This window comes from Cnuibacter physcomitrellae (assembly GCF_014640535.1).
GTDB classification, from domain to species: Bacteria; Actinomycetota; Actinomycetes; order Actinomycetales; family Microbacteriaceae; genus Cnuibacter; species Cnuibacter physcomitrellae.
The window spans coordinates 3,577,554-3,591,976 of sequence record NZ_BMHD01000001.1 but is presented as its reverse complement, the minus strand read 5'-3'; the positions used below and the strand labels follow the sequence as shown (position 1 = coordinate 3,591,976).

The following is a 14,423-nucleotide window of genomic DNA, read 5'->3' as shown; positions in this document are numbered from 1 at the left end:
TTAGTTATCCAAAAGGAATCCCAACCCCAGCCAAAGCTGAAGTACGGGGTAATTTGGCATTGAACATAGTGCACGCTGTTGAGTTCTCAAGGATCGGACGCACCCAGCCTCCACCCGGAAAGGGCTTCACAACTGGAGCAACTTCTCCACACCATCGAGTGCTTCCAAACTCCGTGAGGAGCCGTGTGGTCTCGGTTGATGTTTGGTCCCACGTGAGGCCGGGAAGCTCTTCGGCTTTCCCGCACCTTTGGGGTGACAGGTGAATAACTTACGCAGGTTTGGGGTCGGGATCAAATACCCCTGCATCCCGGGCGTGTCGCGCGAGATTCCGCGGCCGCGCCCGGTCAGGTCCCGGCCGCCAGGGCGTCGACGGCCGCGCAGGCGCGCAGCAGCTCCACCCCGTAGGACCGGCCGTGACCGACGGCGTGCACCGCGAGCGGGAAGAGCTGGTGCAGCGGGACGCGCTCGCGCCAGCCCTCCCGGAGTGCGGAGACGTCGTCGTACCCGGCGAGCACCTCGGCGAGGAAGGGAGCACCGAAGAGCGCGAGCATCGCGAGATCGGTCTCGCGATGTCCACCGTGTGCCGCGGGGTCGAGGAGGACGGCACCGGTCGCCGTCCACATCACGTTCCCCGCCCACAGGTCCCCGTGCAGTCTCGCCGGCGGTTCGTCGTCGTCGAAGATGCCCGAGCGGATGAGGTCTCCGGTCCGTCGGACACGATCGAGCTCCGCCTTGCTGAGGTTTCCGCGCTCCACGGCGCGCTCGGCGTAGGGGAGCACTCGCGCATCCGCGTAGAACTCGCCCCAACCCCGCCAGTCACCGACGGGCATCGGCTGCCTGCCGATGAAGCACGGTCCGCTCCATCCCTCGGGCGGACACCCGAACGCCGGCGCACCGGCCCGATGCGTGATCGCCAGCGCGGCGCCGAAGCGATGCGCAGCCTCGCGGGTCGGCCGCGACTCCTTCAGCTCGGCGAGGGCGATGTGCCGATCGTCGACCTCGTGCACGGTCACGCACGAGGCGCCCCGCGCCTCCGCGAGCCAGGCGAGGCCCGCCGCCTCGGCGGGGTACGCGCCGGGCCCAGCAGGGTCGGACTTGATGAACACGTCTCTACGCTACGGAGGTCAGGTTTCGATCGCATGACGCAGACATGGAACGTTCCTGCGGGAGGGTCGGGGCCCAGACGTCAAGTCCGCCCGTCGCGATCGACCGGGCTCTGTTCGCAGCGTCTGGCGGCGAGCTCCCACAGGAACGAATGAGCCCATTGTGCTCCCACCCGCCCGTGTTGTCACCCCTGTCTCGACGTCGAGCTAGTCGGCTACTCGTAGAGCAGCGCACGGAGCTCCGACTCCACGGAACCGAGCCGAGCCGGGTCGATCGTCTCGCCGGCTTCGTAGCGATCGATGAGACGCGGATCGACGTAGCTCTTCTTGGCGATCGACGGCGTGTTCCCGAGGACCACCGACGCATCCCGCATCGCCTCGGCGAGAGCGTGCTTGCGCGCCCCCACCTTGGGCTGCGGACCCGATCGAGCGAGACTGACCGCCGCAGCCGCCGTCCCGTGGAGGGTGCGGAAGTCCTTGGCCGTGAACTCCCCGCCCGTGCGCTCGCGCACGTAGTCGTTGATCTCCTCGGCGCTCACCGGATGCCACTCCCCCGCCGTGTCCTTCCAGGCGAGCAGTCTCGCGTTCGGGCCGCGGCGCTTGAGCACGCGGATGAGGGCAGCGAGGTCGCCGTCGACGATCTCGGAGTCCCAGTCCTGTCCGCTCTTGCCGGGAAAGGCGAGATGGACGGTGTCACCCGACGTGGTGGCGTGCGCGCAGAGCAGCGTCGTCAGCCCATGGCTGCCGTGCTGCTGGGCGTACCGCTCGCTGCCCACCCGCAGACTCCCGGTGTCGAGCATCCGGAAGCCGGCGGCCAGCACACGCTCCCTCGGATACCCGTCTCGCCGCAGGTCGATGGTGACCTGTCGGCGGGCCGCCGGCAGCGACTCCGCCAGGCTCATCGCTCGGTCGTACTTGATGCGGTCCTTCTGCTCCCGCCACTGCGGGTGGTACAGGTACTGGCGACGTCCCGCTCCGTCGATCCCCGTGGCCAGGATGTGACCGTTCGGGTAGGGCGAGATCCAGACGTCCTCCCACGCCGGCGGGATCGCGAGCGTCTCGATCGAGTGGCGGAGCTCCTTGTCGGTGATGGTCCGGCCCGACTCGTCGCGGTAGGTGAACCCCTTGCCCGCGCGGACGCGCCGGTAGCCCTTGCTGCCGGTCTTGGAACGTCGGAGCCGAGTCACTCGTTGCCGACGCGCTTGTCGGCCTCGGCCCGCGCCTTCTCGACCTTGTCGGTGTGCTTCTCACCGGTCACCCTGTTGACGGCGCCGGCGACGCCGTCGAGGATGCGGTCGCTCACGTCCTCCGCCTTCTCGCTCTTGAGGGCGTTCTGGACCTTCTCGTCGCCGAGGAACTGCTGGGCCTTGCGGGTCATGTCGTCGATTCCCATGCGCACACTCTGCACCCGTCCACCCGATCCGGCATCGGGGTCCCGATCCGGCGTCGGGGTCGGCTGTTCACGCTGAGGAGGGCACCGCCGTCGCTGTCGGCTTCGGAGGATCACCCCAGAGCGGGACGGTCTGGCTGAACAGCGGCACCTTCCCGAGGGGGATCTTGAACAGCTCGACGTCGGCGAACACCTTCGAGAGCATCTCGACCTTGAGCTTGCCGCTGAGCTCGAACACGAGATCCGCACCGACGCTGAGCCTGCCCCAGGCCAGGTTGGGCGGGGTCGTGAGCGCGAGCTTCCCAGCGAGTTGCGCACTGAGCGAGAACTCGGGGCCGGTGATCCCGTAGATCTTCGACTTCAGCCCCACCTCGGCCCCGGGTGAGAGCTCGACGTTGACCTGCAGGGTGGTGTCTCCGAGCTGCAGCGCGGTGAACGGCAGGATGGTCGGCGACGGGTGCGAAGCCAGGCTCTTCACCCCGGCGGCATCGGAGTAGGTGAACCCGTAGGTGTCCTCCCTGGTCATCCCGTACGGAATGGTCGCGCTGGCCGCGAACTTGAGGGAGATCCTGAACGCGAGCTCGATCGAGTTCGTGATGACGATGGGAACCGGGCCGACCGGCACGACGGCGTTCGGGAGGCTGATCGATCCCAGCTTGACCGACGATTGGAACGTGGTCGTCGAGCTGGCGAACAGCTTCACCGACCCCTTGTTCGTGACCTTGCTGTGCAGCTTGACGGTGAGCTCATCGATCACGACCCCCGTCGGGATGACCCCCCACCGCCAGGTCATGTGCGACTTCAGACGGAAGGTGAGATCGACCGCGGCCTGGGTCTCGTTGCTGATCGCGAGACCCTTCTCCCCCGAGTGCGATCGCTCCTTCGCCCAGGACTGCAGCTCGGCGTCGGGACTGGCGGAGGTCTTCGTGATGTCCTCGACCCACGGCTTGAAGCCGTTCTTGTACGAGACCTTGAGGTTGAGCTTCGTCGAGTATGCGGTGGTGTAGTCGGGGTCGTCGGCCACGACGGCCGCCCGCTCCGCCGGTCGTACCCCCGAGCTCTCGGGAGGGAGCCCGTAGTCGTCCGGATCGGCGACGGAGGGGTCGTCCAGCCCCGGGATGTCGAGGGGCTCATCCGAGGTCTGGGGGTAGTCGGGAAGCGAGACGTCGGAGCCCGTGACGATGTCGGTCGTCGGGAATCCGCCCGGGAGGACCTCGATGGGATCGCCCTCCGGCGACGTGGGCTCGCCCCGCATCGACTCGTCGATGGCGGCGGGGTCGGTCTGGTCGAGGGACGGGGTGGAGTAGACGTCGGCCTGGCGGAAGACGTCGGCGAGGTCGGCGACCTCCGCCTTCACCCGCCATTCGTCGCCGACGCGGTCGACGGAGAGAACCCGCGCGAACGCGCCCTCGGGCGTCCCCGCCGAGTCCCCTGCGGCGATGATATCGCCCGGGATGACACCCGGGTCGCCGGGGAAGACGTACTCGGTACCGCCGACGATCGTCGGCAGGCCTCCCGGCGAGCTGACGCTCGGCACCTTCACCTCGGGAGCGATCACGGTGTCGGTCTTCTCGACCGGCTCCATGTCGAGACGGACCCCCGCATCGGATCGATGCCCGGCGCGGTCGACCACCGTCGCGACGTAGTGCTGCAGGCCGTCCTCCGGAGAGGCGACGTCATAGGCCCAGGTCAGGCGCTCATCCTTGCCCGAGGTGAGCTCGGCGTTGCCGATCGGGCCGTCGGGGCCGCTGATCTCCACGTGGTCGACGCTGGCGCCCGGGGTGGTGATGACTCCACCGAGACGTGTCGATCCGTTCGTGCCGAGGTCGACGCGCTCGCCGTCGTGGTGCGAGTCGACCGTGATGCCCGGGGTCTCGCTCGCGGGCTCCTGCACCACACCGCCGAGGAAGTCCCCCAGCGGGATGATCGTGATCTCGGCGGATCCCCGCCGGAGCGTCGCCTCCGCCGTGCCGTCGTGGAGCAGTACGAGCATGAGCTGGGCCTCGCCGCCGCCCGAGCCGTCGACCACCATCCCGCGCGCGCGGCCCCGATAGGGCGCGCCGAGGTCGAGCATCGTCGTCCCTCCGGGGGCGGACGCCGTGACCAGGGCGACGGTGTAGACGGCATCCGCGTGGGGATCGAGGTCGATCGGCGTCGGGGCCGCGTCAGTGACGTCGACGGAGTGCGGAAGCTCGACCCGAGGCCGGTTCGCGGGCACGAACCCGCCCTCGACGTTGGCCCGGTCGACGTTGCTCGCGGTGTCGCGGACCCATCCCCGGACGTCGAGGCGCAGCGACCCGCTGCCCGAGTCGAGCGAGGCCAGGGTCTGGCCGGCCTCGTCGGGCGTGACGAGAGTGGTCACGACCGTGCGGCCCTGCCCGATCGGGATGTGCTGCCCGTCCAACCGGAGGATGGTGGCTTCGGAGACCTGCACGTCCACGGTGACGTAGACCGCTCGGACATCGAGGCTCGGGACATCCCCCGCACCCACGAGTCCGACGGCGATCGGGCTCGTCCCGAAGACGGATCCGGCGAGTCCTGCCGCCGTCTCGGCCCGGGTCACCGGCTGTTGCAGCGCGGTCGTCGCGCCCGGCGTGGTCGTGTCGGTGCCGAAGGTGGCGAGCACCTCGATGCGCACGTCCGCCGGGGCGTCGGCGTAGAGCGCCACGCCGTCCCCGGCGACGGGGACGAGGAGGGTCGACGACTGCGAGATCCCGGCAGCGGCGTGGATCGCAGGGGCTCCCGTGGCGTAGACCGTCAGATCCACGGCCGGCGACAGCACCGACACCCGGATGAGTGCGGAGGTGGCGTCGACCACGCCCGCCCCGAGCGGGACGATGGTGGACGGGTCCTGTGCGAGACGGCCGCCTCTTCCGATCTCAGAGTCGACGACCGGCAGCGCGTCGGCGTCTGTCGGGGTGAAGGCCACCGACGAGGCTGTGGTGCTCGGGGGGATCTCGGGGCCGGCGGGAGCCGCGTCGGCAGCGGACACTCCGCCCGTCAGGGCGAGGGCCGCGGCGGTGACGAGCGCGAGCCCGGTGAACAGCGCCCTCTCTCGCGACCGCGGACTGCTTAAGCGGATCACGTCGAGGCCCTTCCCCGGATGGTGCGGGCTCGCCGCCCTGCGACGACGGACAGGCCCGCGGCGAGGAGGAGCACCGCGACGAGTGCGGCGGGGACGACGTCCGTCGCGCCGGTCGCGCTGAGGGCGTCGGACGCGCCCTGCGCAGGGCCGGAGCCGGAGGCTGAACCGCCTCCCTGGCCGGAGCCGGGGTCGATCCCACCTGCACCGGGCGTCAGCGCCAGCCGTGCCTGATCGGCGAGGACCTGGTGGCCCTCGGCGTCGAGGAGGGTGACGGCCAGATCGGGCGTGCGCAGATCACCCAGCGAGGAGCTGCCCGTGACCCGGACGGCGAACGGCTCCTCCGCCCTCACCCCGGTCTCTCCGTGCAGCCCCCACGTGGTGGAGGACATGCCCACGTCGGCCCATCCGGCGCCCGCGTCGACCTGCACCACCACATCGGTGCCTCGGAGACCGGCCTGCTCGAGCTCGACCCACGCCGAGGTCGCCGACGACGGTGCCTGGATCGTCAGCACGGGCTCGGCCGGCGGATCTGCGGGCGCCGCGGCCTGAGCCGAAGCGACTGTGCCGACGACGAGCACGCCGGAGATGATGGCGGTGACGGATGCGCGCCGCCAGAACGCGTGGCGATGGGTTCCCCTCACGCCTCAGACGCTAGCGGTCTCCCCCGCCGCCCACCGGGACGGAGAGCAGAACTGCTCACGTGCCGACCCCCAAGTCCGGCCGTGGTCAGAAGGCGAAGGCGGGAAGCCGCCCAGGGACGAGATGACTGTCCGACCGCAGAGCGGAGGCGATGCCATGGCGTCGCAAGTAGTCGGCGTAGCGTGCACCGAACGGGCCCAGGCGATCGAGCTGCCGGAGCGCCTCATCGAATGAGGCACGGCTCTTCTTGGCCGAGCCGGCGACCTCGTAAGAGGCGGCAAGGACTGCCCAGGACTCGGCCTGCACCACATCCAGTCCTAGCTTGCGACCGAGCTTGGTCCCGAAAGCAGCTGTCTTCACGGCCTTCTTCCCGTCATCGAGCAAGCCGTACACTCGAGCCGCCGCGACGTGACCGTCGCAATAGCCAGGGACGTCCTGTTCCGCTTCAGCGATCTGAATCGCCGACTCGACAGCGTTCCGAGCACGCGGATCGCCCTCCATGGCGAGAGCTAAGGCGAGGGAACGGAGGACCATGGCCATGACTCCCGTCTGATTGTCGAGGGACGAGACGTGTTGTAGAGCGGCCTCTGCAGACTCTCTGGCACCGCTGGCGCTCGTCACGCGTCGCAGATCACTCAGGGTGACGTTCGCAAGGACGAGGTCCCAGATCTCTCCCGTCTCATCGAGCCGCGGAAGAGCATCGTGCAGGAGGCGGATAGCTTCCGGAGCCCGCCCCTCGGTCACGAGACTTGTCGCCACAGTCAGCGCGAACGCTCCATGCCTCTGCGGTGGCAACGGCGGGCCGCTAAGAGCGCGAACGGCGGCCTCGATGAATTCAGAAGGGTCACCCGTCTTGCCCAGTTCGACGGCGAGTAGGTAGTCGAGCACGGGAGCCCCGACCAACGCCGCGAGATCTGCGCGATCTGAGACGGCTGCCCACAGCGAGACGGATTCGCCTACGCTTCCGGCGACTGCGTCCAGCGCTCGGATTCGTTCCTCGAGATCAGGGCGGGATGCGGCCTCGACAATCGCGCCAACGACCTGAGGCGTCAAGGGATCAAGAGATGACATACCCTCATTATAGATGAGCCGTCGTCATTATTCTCGCCCCGCGCCAGCGCTGCCGCATTAGCCGTGCGGGAACGCACGAAGGGGCCGGGCCTTGCGGCCCGACCCCTTCGGTGTGTGGAGCTGTGACTACTTGATGATCTTGGTGACGGTACCGGCACCGACGGTGCGGCCACCCTCACGGATCGCGAAGCCGAGGCCCTCCTCCATCGCGATCGGCTGGATCAGCGCGACCGAGATGTCGGTGGTGTCGCCGGGCATGACCATCTCGGTGCCCTCAGGCAGCGTGATGACGCCGGTGACGTCGGTGGTGCGGAAGTAGAACTGCGGGCGGTAGTTCGTGTAGAAGGGGTTGTGACGGCCACCCTCGTCCTTGGACAGGATGTACGCGGTGCCCTCGAACTCGGTGTGCGGCGTGACCGAACCCGGCTTCACGACGACCTGACCGCGCTCCACGTCCTCGCGCTTGGTGCCGCGGAGGAGCAGACCACAGTTCTCGCCGGCCCATGCCTCGTCGAGCTGCTTGTGGAACATCTCGATACCGGTGACCGTGGTCTTCTGCGTCGGGCGGATGCCGACGATCTCGACCTCGGAGTTGATGGCGAGGGTTCCACGCTCGGCGCGGCCGGTGACGACGGTTCCACGACCGGTGATCGTGAAGACATCCTCGATCGGCATCAGGAACGGCTTGTCCTTGTCGCGCACCGGGTCCGGGATGGACTCGTCGACGGCGTCCATGAGGTCGAGGACGGCCTGCGTCCACTTCTCGTCACCCTCGAGAGCCTTGAGGCCCGAGACGCGCACGACGGGAGCGTTGTCGCCGTCGAAGTCCTGGCTCGAGAGGAGCTCGCGGACCTCGAGCTCGACGAGCTCCAGGATCTCCTCGTCGTCGACCATGTCGGACTTGTTGAGCGCGACCAGCAGGTACGGCACGCCGACCTGCTTCGCGAGCAGCACGTGCTCACGGGTCTGAGCCATCGGGCCGTCGGTGGCGGCGACCACGAGGATCGCGCCGTCCATCTGAGCGGCACCGGTGATCATGTTCTTGATGTAGTCGGCGTGACCCGGGGCGTCAACGTGAGCGTAGTGGCGCTTCGGGGTCTCGTACTCGACGTGGGAGATGTTGATCGTGATACCACGCTGGCGCTCCTCGGGAGCGGAGTCGATCGACGCGAAGTCGCGCTGAACGTTCGTGGCCGACGGGTACTTGTCAGCAAGCACCTTGGAGATCGCCGCGGTGAGCGTCGTCTTGCCGTGGTCAACGTGACCGATCGTTCCGATGTTGACGTGCGGCTTAGTCCGCTCGAACTTGGCCTTAGCCACTGGGTCCTCCTCAGGACTCTCGTGCGTAACCCCCGGTCACTGGATTGCGACCGGCGGATGCGCGGGGGTTTGTATTTATGGTACGCGAGCAGCGACGCCCGCTCGAACCGGGTCGGGAGTTACTCGCCCTTGTTCTTCTGGACGATCTCGTCGGCCACAGCCTTCGGGACCTCGGCGTAGCTGTCGAAGGTCATCGAGTACACCGCACGACCGGAGGTCTTCGACCGGAGGTCGCCGATGTAGCCGAACATCTCGGACAGCGGCACGTTCGCACGGACCACCTTCACACCGCTGGCGTCCTCCATCGACTGGATCTGGCCGCGGCGCGAGTTGAGGTCGCCGATGACGTCGCCCATGTACTCCTCGGGAGTACGCACCTCGACCGCCATGAGCGGCTCGAGGAGGACGGGGTTCGCGCGGCGCGCAGCCTCCTTGAAGGCCATCGAACCGGCGATCTTGAACGCCATCTCGGACGAGTCGACATCGTGCGAGGCACCGTCGACCAGCGTCGCCTTGACGCCGACCATCGGGAAGCCCGCCAGGATGCCGACCTGCATCGCATCCTGGATGCCGGCGTCGACCGAGGGGATGTACTCGCGGGGCACGCGACCACCGGTGACGGCGTTCTCGAACTCGTACGTCTTGTCGGCCTCGACCTCGAGCGGCGCGATGGTGATCTGCACCTTCGCGAACTGGCCCGAGCCACCCGTCTGCTTCTTGTGGGTGTAGTCGTACTTCTCGACCGTCTTGCGGATGGTCTCGCGGTACGCCACCTGCGGCTTGCCGACGTTCGCCTCGACGTTGAACTCGCGCTTCATGCGGTCGACCAGGATGTCGAGGTGGAGCTCGCCCATTCCCTTGATGACCGTCTGACCGGTCTCCTGGTTCTGCTCCGTGCGGAAGGTCGGGTCCTCCTCAGCGAGCTTCTGGATGGCGACACCCAGCTTCTCCTGGTCGGCCTTGGTCTTCGGCTCGATCGCGACCTCGATCACCGGCTCCGGGAACGTCATCGACTCGAGGACGATCTGGTTCGACGGGTCGGAGAGGGTGTCACCGGTGGTGGTGTCCTTCAGGCCGATGACCGCGTAGATGTGGCCGGCGGTGACCGAGTCGACCGGGTTCTCCTTGTTGGAGTGCATCTGGAAGATCTTGCCGATGCGCTCCTTCTTGCCCTTGGTCGAGTTCATGACCTGGCCACCGGACTCGAGCTGGCCCGAGTACACGCGGACGTAGGTGAGACGACCGAAGAAGGGGTGCACGGCCACCTTGAACGCGAGGGCCGCGAACGGGTCCTTCGGGTCGGGGTGACGCTCGACGATGATCTCCTCGTCGCGGATGTCGTGACCCTGCGTGGCGGGCACGTCGAGCGGCGACGGCAGGTAGTCGACCACGGCGTCCAGCATCGGCTGCACACCACGGTTCTTGAACGCCGAGCCGCAGAGGACCGGGTAGATCTCGGAGTTGACGGTGAGCTTGCGGATCGCGCCCTTGATCTCGGCGACCGTGAGCTCCTCGCCGCCGAAGTACTTCTCGAGCAGCGCGTCGTCGGTCTCGGCGACGGTCTCGAGGAGGAGCTGACGGTACTCGTCGGCCTTCTCCTTGAGGTCGGCCGGGATCTCCTCGATCTCGTACTTGGCGCCCATCTGGACGTCACCCTTGGCGTCGCCGCGCCAGGTCAGCGCACGCATCTCGACCAGGTCGACGACGCCCTCGAAGGAGGACTCCGCACCGATCGGGAGCTGGATGACCAGCGGCTTCGCGCCGAGGCGGTTGATGATCGTGTCGACCGTGAAGTAGAAGTCGGCGCCCAGCTTGTCCATCTTGTTGACGAAGCAGATGCGGGGGACGTTGTACTTGTCGGCCTGACGCCACACCGTCTCGGACTGGGGCTCGACGCCCTCCTTGCCGTCGAAGACGGCGACGGCGCCGTCGAGCACGCGGAGCGAGCGCTCCACCTCGACGGTGAAGTCGACGTGACCGGGGGTGTCGATGATGTTGATCTGGTTCTTGTTCCAGAAGCACGTCGTCGCGGCGGACGTGATGGTGATGCCGCGCTCCTGCTCCTGCGCCATCCAGTCCATCGTGGCGGCGCCGTCGTGGACCTCACCGATCTTGTGCGTGATGCCCGTGTAGAACAGGATGCGCTCGGTCGTGGTGGTCTTGCCGGCATCGATGTGGGCCATGATGCCGATGTTGCGGACCTTGTTCAGGTCGGTGAGCACGTCCTGTGCCACGGGTTTCCTTTCACAGAAGACGACGGGTGAGACGTCCGGAGAACCGGACGCTCACCCGGCGGGAAGAGGGGTCTACCAGCGGTAGTGCGCGAAGGCCTTGTTCGACTCGGCCATCTTGTGGGTGTCCTCGCGGCGCTTGACCGCGGCACCGAGGCCGTTCGACGCGTCGAGGATCTCGTTGGTGAGACGCTCGGTCATCGTCTTCTCGCGGCGGGCCTTCGCGTAGGTGGTGAGCCAGCGGAGGGCGAGGGTGTTGGCGCGGTGAGGCTTGACCTCGACCGGGACCTGGTAGGTCGAGCCGCCGACGCGGCGGGACTTGACCTCGAGCGTGGGGCGCACGTTGTCGAGCGCCTTCTTCAGCGTGGCGACCGCATCCTGGTTGTTCTTCGCCGCGACGCCCTCGAGCGCCTCGTAGACGATGCGCTCGGCGATGGCCTTCTTGCCGTCGAGGAGGATCTTGTTGACGAGCTGGCTGACGACCGGGGCGCCGTAGACCGGGTCTGCGACGACGGGACGCTTCGGGGCGGGACCCTTGCGAGGCATTACTTCTTCTCCATCTTCGCGCCGTAGCGGCTGCGAGCCTGCTTGCGGTTCTTCACGGCCTGCGTGTCGAGCGCGCCGCGGACGATCTTGTAGCGGACGCCGGGGAGGTCCTTCACACGACCACCACGGACGAGCACCATCGAGTGCTCCTGCAGGTTGTGGCCCTCGCCGGGGATGTAGGCGGTGACCTCGGTGCCGTTCGACAGCTTGACGCGGGCGACCTTGCGCAGAGCCGAGTTCGGCTTCTTCGGGGTGGTGGTGTACACACGGGTGCACACGCCGCGCTGCTGGGGGTTGGCCTTGAGGGCGGGAGCCTTGGTCTTGGTGACCTTCGGCGTGCGCCCCTTACGGACCAACTGCTGAATCGTTGGCACTGACTTGCTCCTCGGTTTTCCGTACTGCTCGGTGTCTGTTCTTGTGGATGCCCTCGGCATCCTCGTTCACGGGCCGACAGCCCGCGGGCGTGTCGATCTCATGGTGACCCACCGGCGGTACAGAATGTCTCAGGTATCGCTGGTTGGCAGAGCGCTCACGATCCGCGCCGCCTCCGGTGGGATCTCGCTCGAAGAATTGTGGGCACGCGCCTGCGCACACACCCGGAAAATCATAGCCCTTCGACCATCGCCGGTCAAATGGTTCTGGTGTGCGGGCCGGCGCCCACGTCGATTCTACCGGAGCCGGATCACCACGCGGTCGTCGTGAGCGGCTGATCGCCGACAGCGGACCGCGTCCTCGACGCCTCGGCCACCGTGCGCTCGTGCTCCTCGAGGTCGCGGGCGTACTCCTCGCGGGCGGCCGCGTTCCGCGCCTTGAGCTTGCGGCCCCGGGCGGCGATCCACGCCCCGGTCCAGATCGAGACCTCCCGGGCGACGACCGCGGCGGCGATGGTGAGCGGGTCGAGCGTCAGGGCGGCGACGAAGTCGTACTGGTCCTGCGCGCCCCAGCCCGAGGCGACACCGGTGAGGTAGGCGTAGCCGACCGCGCCGGCGATCGCGCCGAAGTACACGACGACGGCCACGAGGAAGCCTCCGAGGACGTACGCCCACCATCCCGCTCGATTGACGATCAGGACAAGGAGGATCATCGCGATCGCGAACATCACCGCCGGGGCGATGAACGCCGCGCTGGCCAGGAAGGCGAGGAAGGCGCTGAGGTACTCCTCGGCGCCGACGGTGCCCGAGATGATGAGGAACGAGACGCCCGCGTACACGATCCCGAACGCGAGGGTGCCGAGCAGGGAGATGAGAGTGCCGACGCCGCGGTTGCCGCGCATCCGCGGCTGCTCGGGCGGGGTCGCGATCGTGACGGGGGCAGGGTAGGCCTCCGGCTCGATCGGAGTGGTCGGCGCCGAGGGGGCGAACGCGGCTGCGGGGTACGGGGTACGCGGAGCCGCGGACGGCGAGGCGGTGGGCCGAGCCTCGCCGGCACCGGCGGCCATGACGACACCGGCCTCGTCGACGACGGGCTCGGAGGACGTGACATAGGGGCCGCCCTGGGGACGCGGCCGGTAGGCCTCCTTGGCCTGATCCGCGATGGGTGCACCGTCGCCGTCCACGACGTACGGGCCGCCGATCGGGGATCTCGTCGTCGGCTCTCCGGCGTCGGCGTGGGCCGCGGAGTCGTCGTGAGCCGCCGAGCCATCCTGGGCCGCGGTGTCATCGTGGGTCGCCGAGCCACGAGCCGGATCGGTCGGCCGAGGGTCGACGACGGGCGCCGAGGCGGCCGCAGCGCCCACGACGGGCTCGTCGGCGGCACCGGGGACGTGCACGGCCGGGTCGGCCGGCAGGTCACCCTTGTCGGCCGCAGGACGCGCGGACGACGGTGAGTCGAGGGCGTCCCGTGCACCCGACTCCTCGGGGGCATGGGTGTCGTCTGCACCCGGCACGGCAGGAGCATCCGTCGACGACTCGGGCTCACGCCAGATGGGCATGTCGGGCAGATCGCGCGAGGCCGCGGGGTCACCGGACCCGCCCGCCTTCGCGGGTTCCGCGCCGTCACGCAGCGGGAACTCGGGGCGGTCGTCTCGATCGTCGGTACTCACGTGCAGCTCCTCACGTCGTGCCCGTGCGGATCCGCCGGGCTCGCGTCGGGGCACACTCTAGCAACGGCCGCGGGCTCCGTCGGGGACGCGCGCCGTCAGCCGGTGTAACCCACGTTCGCGACCGTCACCGTGCGGCTGGCGGTTCCTCCGCGTCCCTCGAGCGTGACCACGTAGCTGGCCGTGGCGGCGGGGCAGGGATAGGTGGCGGCGAACGCGCCCGTCGCGTCGGCCTGGGCGGGAGGCCCTCCATCGATCGAGACGGTCGCGGACTCCGCGTCGAGGCTCCCCCAGGACAGCGCGAACGCGACGGCGGCGACCTCCTCGCCCTCGCTCGGGGCGATGCACGAGACCGACGTGGGTGCGCCGAAGCTGATGAACGTGGGAGCGGCCACCGACGGGTCCGGCGCGGGGGCCTCCGTCGGCGTGGGGGTGGGGCTGGGCGTCGGCGACGCGGTCGGGGTGGCGGCCGTGTCCGTCCGTTCGGGGAGCGAGGGGAAGCCGAAGAAGTTGCCGCCGTTCATCGTCCACAGGATCGTCAGCCAGAGCAGGGCGGCGATGACCACGATCGCGATGGTGGGCACCACCCAGTCGAGGTTGAGGCGCTTGGTGTCGCTCTCGAGCGCCTCGGAGGTCACCATGGTGCGCCGTGGGACGGCGGGCGCCCCCAGGAGCAGCGGGGGCTCCGCCGTCACCGCGTCAGGCTCCTCGAGCTCTGCCGCGGGATCCTCCGGCTCCGCGTCGCGCTCCGCCGGCTCGCGTTCGGTGTCCGAGTCGGGCTCGGGGTCCGCATCCGGCTCCGCGTTCGCCTCGGAGTCCTCTGGCTCGGGCTCCTCGTGCCGCTCCCCCGCCTCCGGATCGGGCTCCTCGGCCGGATCCTCCTCGGCGCCGGGCTCGTCGGAGGGATCCTCGGCGACGGGCTCGGCCTCGTCGTCGTCCTGCGGCTTCCGGTCGGCGTCGTCGCTCATGGTGGGTTCAGAGTAGCCGACCGGTACGCCGA

12 protein-coding genes are annotated in these 14,423 nt (G+C 68.6%); all 12 read right to left on the bottom strand.

The features are described from left to right. Nucleotides 1-344: 344 nt before the first annotated feature. Nucleotides 345-1,106 (bottom strand): fructosamine kinase family protein, encoded by a 762-nt coding sequence (locus tag IEX69_RS16845; protein WP_174604401.1) that lies wholly within the window; start codon nucleotides 1,104-1,106, stop codon nucleotides 345-347. A 212-nt stretch (nucleotides 1,107-1,318) separates the two neighbouring features. After that, nucleotides 1,319-2,290, bottom strand: coding sequence for a DNA topoisomerase IB (locus IEX69_RS16840; protein WP_085018733.1), 972 nt, complete (start codon nucleotides 2,288-2,290; stop codon nucleotides 1,319-1,321). Then, the gene (locus IEX69_RS16835) at nucleotides 2,287-2,496 is read right to left on the bottom strand and encodes an Rv0909 family putative TA system antitoxin (RefSeq protein ID WP_085018732.1); all 210 of its coding nucleotides are present in this window, start codon (nucleotides 2,494-2,496) and stop codon (nucleotides 2,287-2,289) included. Before IEX69_RS16835 ends, IEX69_RS16840 begins: the two co-directional genes overlap by 4 nt. A gap of 67 nt (nucleotides 2,497-2,563) precedes the next feature. Then, nucleotides 2,564-5,578, bottom strand: a complete 3,015-nt coding sequence (locus IEX69_RS16830) for a hypothetical protein (RefSeq protein WP_085018731.1) — start codon at nucleotides 5,576-5,578, stop codon at nucleotides 2,564-2,566. Then, nucleotides 5,575-6,219 carry a hypothetical protein gene (locus IEX69_RS16825; protein WP_085018730.1) on the bottom strand — a complete coding sequence of 215 codons (645 nt, stop codon included), beginning with the start codon at nucleotides 6,217-6,219 and terminating at the stop codon, nucleotides 5,575-5,577. Before IEX69_RS16825 ends, IEX69_RS16830 begins: the two co-directional genes overlap by 4 nt. An 85-nt stretch (nucleotides 6,220-6,304) precedes the next feature. Beyond that, entirely contained in the window at nucleotides 6,305-7,288 is a 984-nt protein-coding gene (locus IEX69_RS16820) for a hypothetical protein (RefSeq protein WP_085018729.1), read from the bottom strand. A 126-nt stretch (nucleotides 7,289-7,414) separates the two neighbouring features. Next, entirely contained in the window at nucleotides 7,415-8,608 is a 1,194-nt protein-coding gene (gene tuf, locus IEX69_RS16815; RefSeq protein ID WP_085018728.1) for an elongation factor Tu, read from the bottom strand. A 119-nt stretch (nucleotides 8,609-8,727) separates the two neighbouring features. After that, nucleotides 8,728-10,842 (bottom strand): elongation factor G, encoded by a 2,115-nt coding sequence (gene fusA, locus IEX69_RS16810; RefSeq protein ID WP_085018727.1) that lies wholly within the window; start codon nucleotides 10,840-10,842, stop codon nucleotides 8,728-8,730. Between the two features lie 72 nt (nucleotides 10,843-10,914). Further along, nucleotides 10,915-11,385 (bottom strand): 30S ribosomal protein S7, encoded by a 471-nt coding sequence (gene rpsG / locus IEX69_RS16805; RefSeq protein ID WP_085018726.1) that lies wholly within the window; start codon nucleotides 11,383-11,385, stop codon nucleotides 10,915-10,917. Continuing rightward, nucleotides 11,385-11,759, bottom strand: a complete 375-nt coding sequence (rpsL, locus tag IEX69_RS16800; RefSeq protein ID WP_011186743.1) for a 30S ribosomal protein S12 — start codon at nucleotides 11,757-11,759, stop codon at nucleotides 11,385-11,387. The genes rpsG and rpsL overlap by 1 nt, the downstream gene beginning before the upstream one ends. A 308-nt stretch (nucleotides 11,760-12,067) precedes the next feature. Further along, nucleotides 12,068-13,426, bottom strand: coding sequence for a hypothetical protein (locus tag IEX69_RS16795; RefSeq protein WP_085018725.1), 1,359 nt, complete (start codon nucleotides 13,424-13,426; stop codon nucleotides 12,068-12,070). 95 nt (nucleotides 13,427-13,521) lie between these two features. Then, complete coding sequence (locus tag IEX69_RS16790; protein WP_085018724.1) at nucleotides 13,522-14,391, bottom strand: hypothetical protein; 870 nt, start codon at nucleotides 14,389-14,391, stop codon at nucleotides 13,522-13,524. Nucleotides 14,392-14,423 lie beyond the last annotated feature (32 nt).

Excerpts from the sequence above, each read along its gene's own strand:
- IEX69_RS16835 (WP_085018732.1), bottom strand. The coding sequence starts at position 2,496 with ATGGGAATCGACGACATGACCCGCAAGGCCCAGCAGTTCCTCGGCGAC.
- IEX69_RS16820 (WP_085018729.1), bottom strand. The coding sequence starts at position 7,288 with ATGTCATCTCTTGATCCCTTGACGCCTCAGGTCGTTGGCGCGATTGTC.
- rpsG (WP_085018726.1), bottom strand. The coding sequence starts at position 11,385 with ATGCCTCGCAAGGGTCCCGCCCCGAAGCGTCCCGTCGTCGCAGACCCG.
- IEX69_RS16790 (WP_085018724.1), bottom strand. The coding sequence starts at position 14,391 with ATGAGCGACGACGCCGACCGGAAGCCGCAGGACGACGACGAGGCCGAG.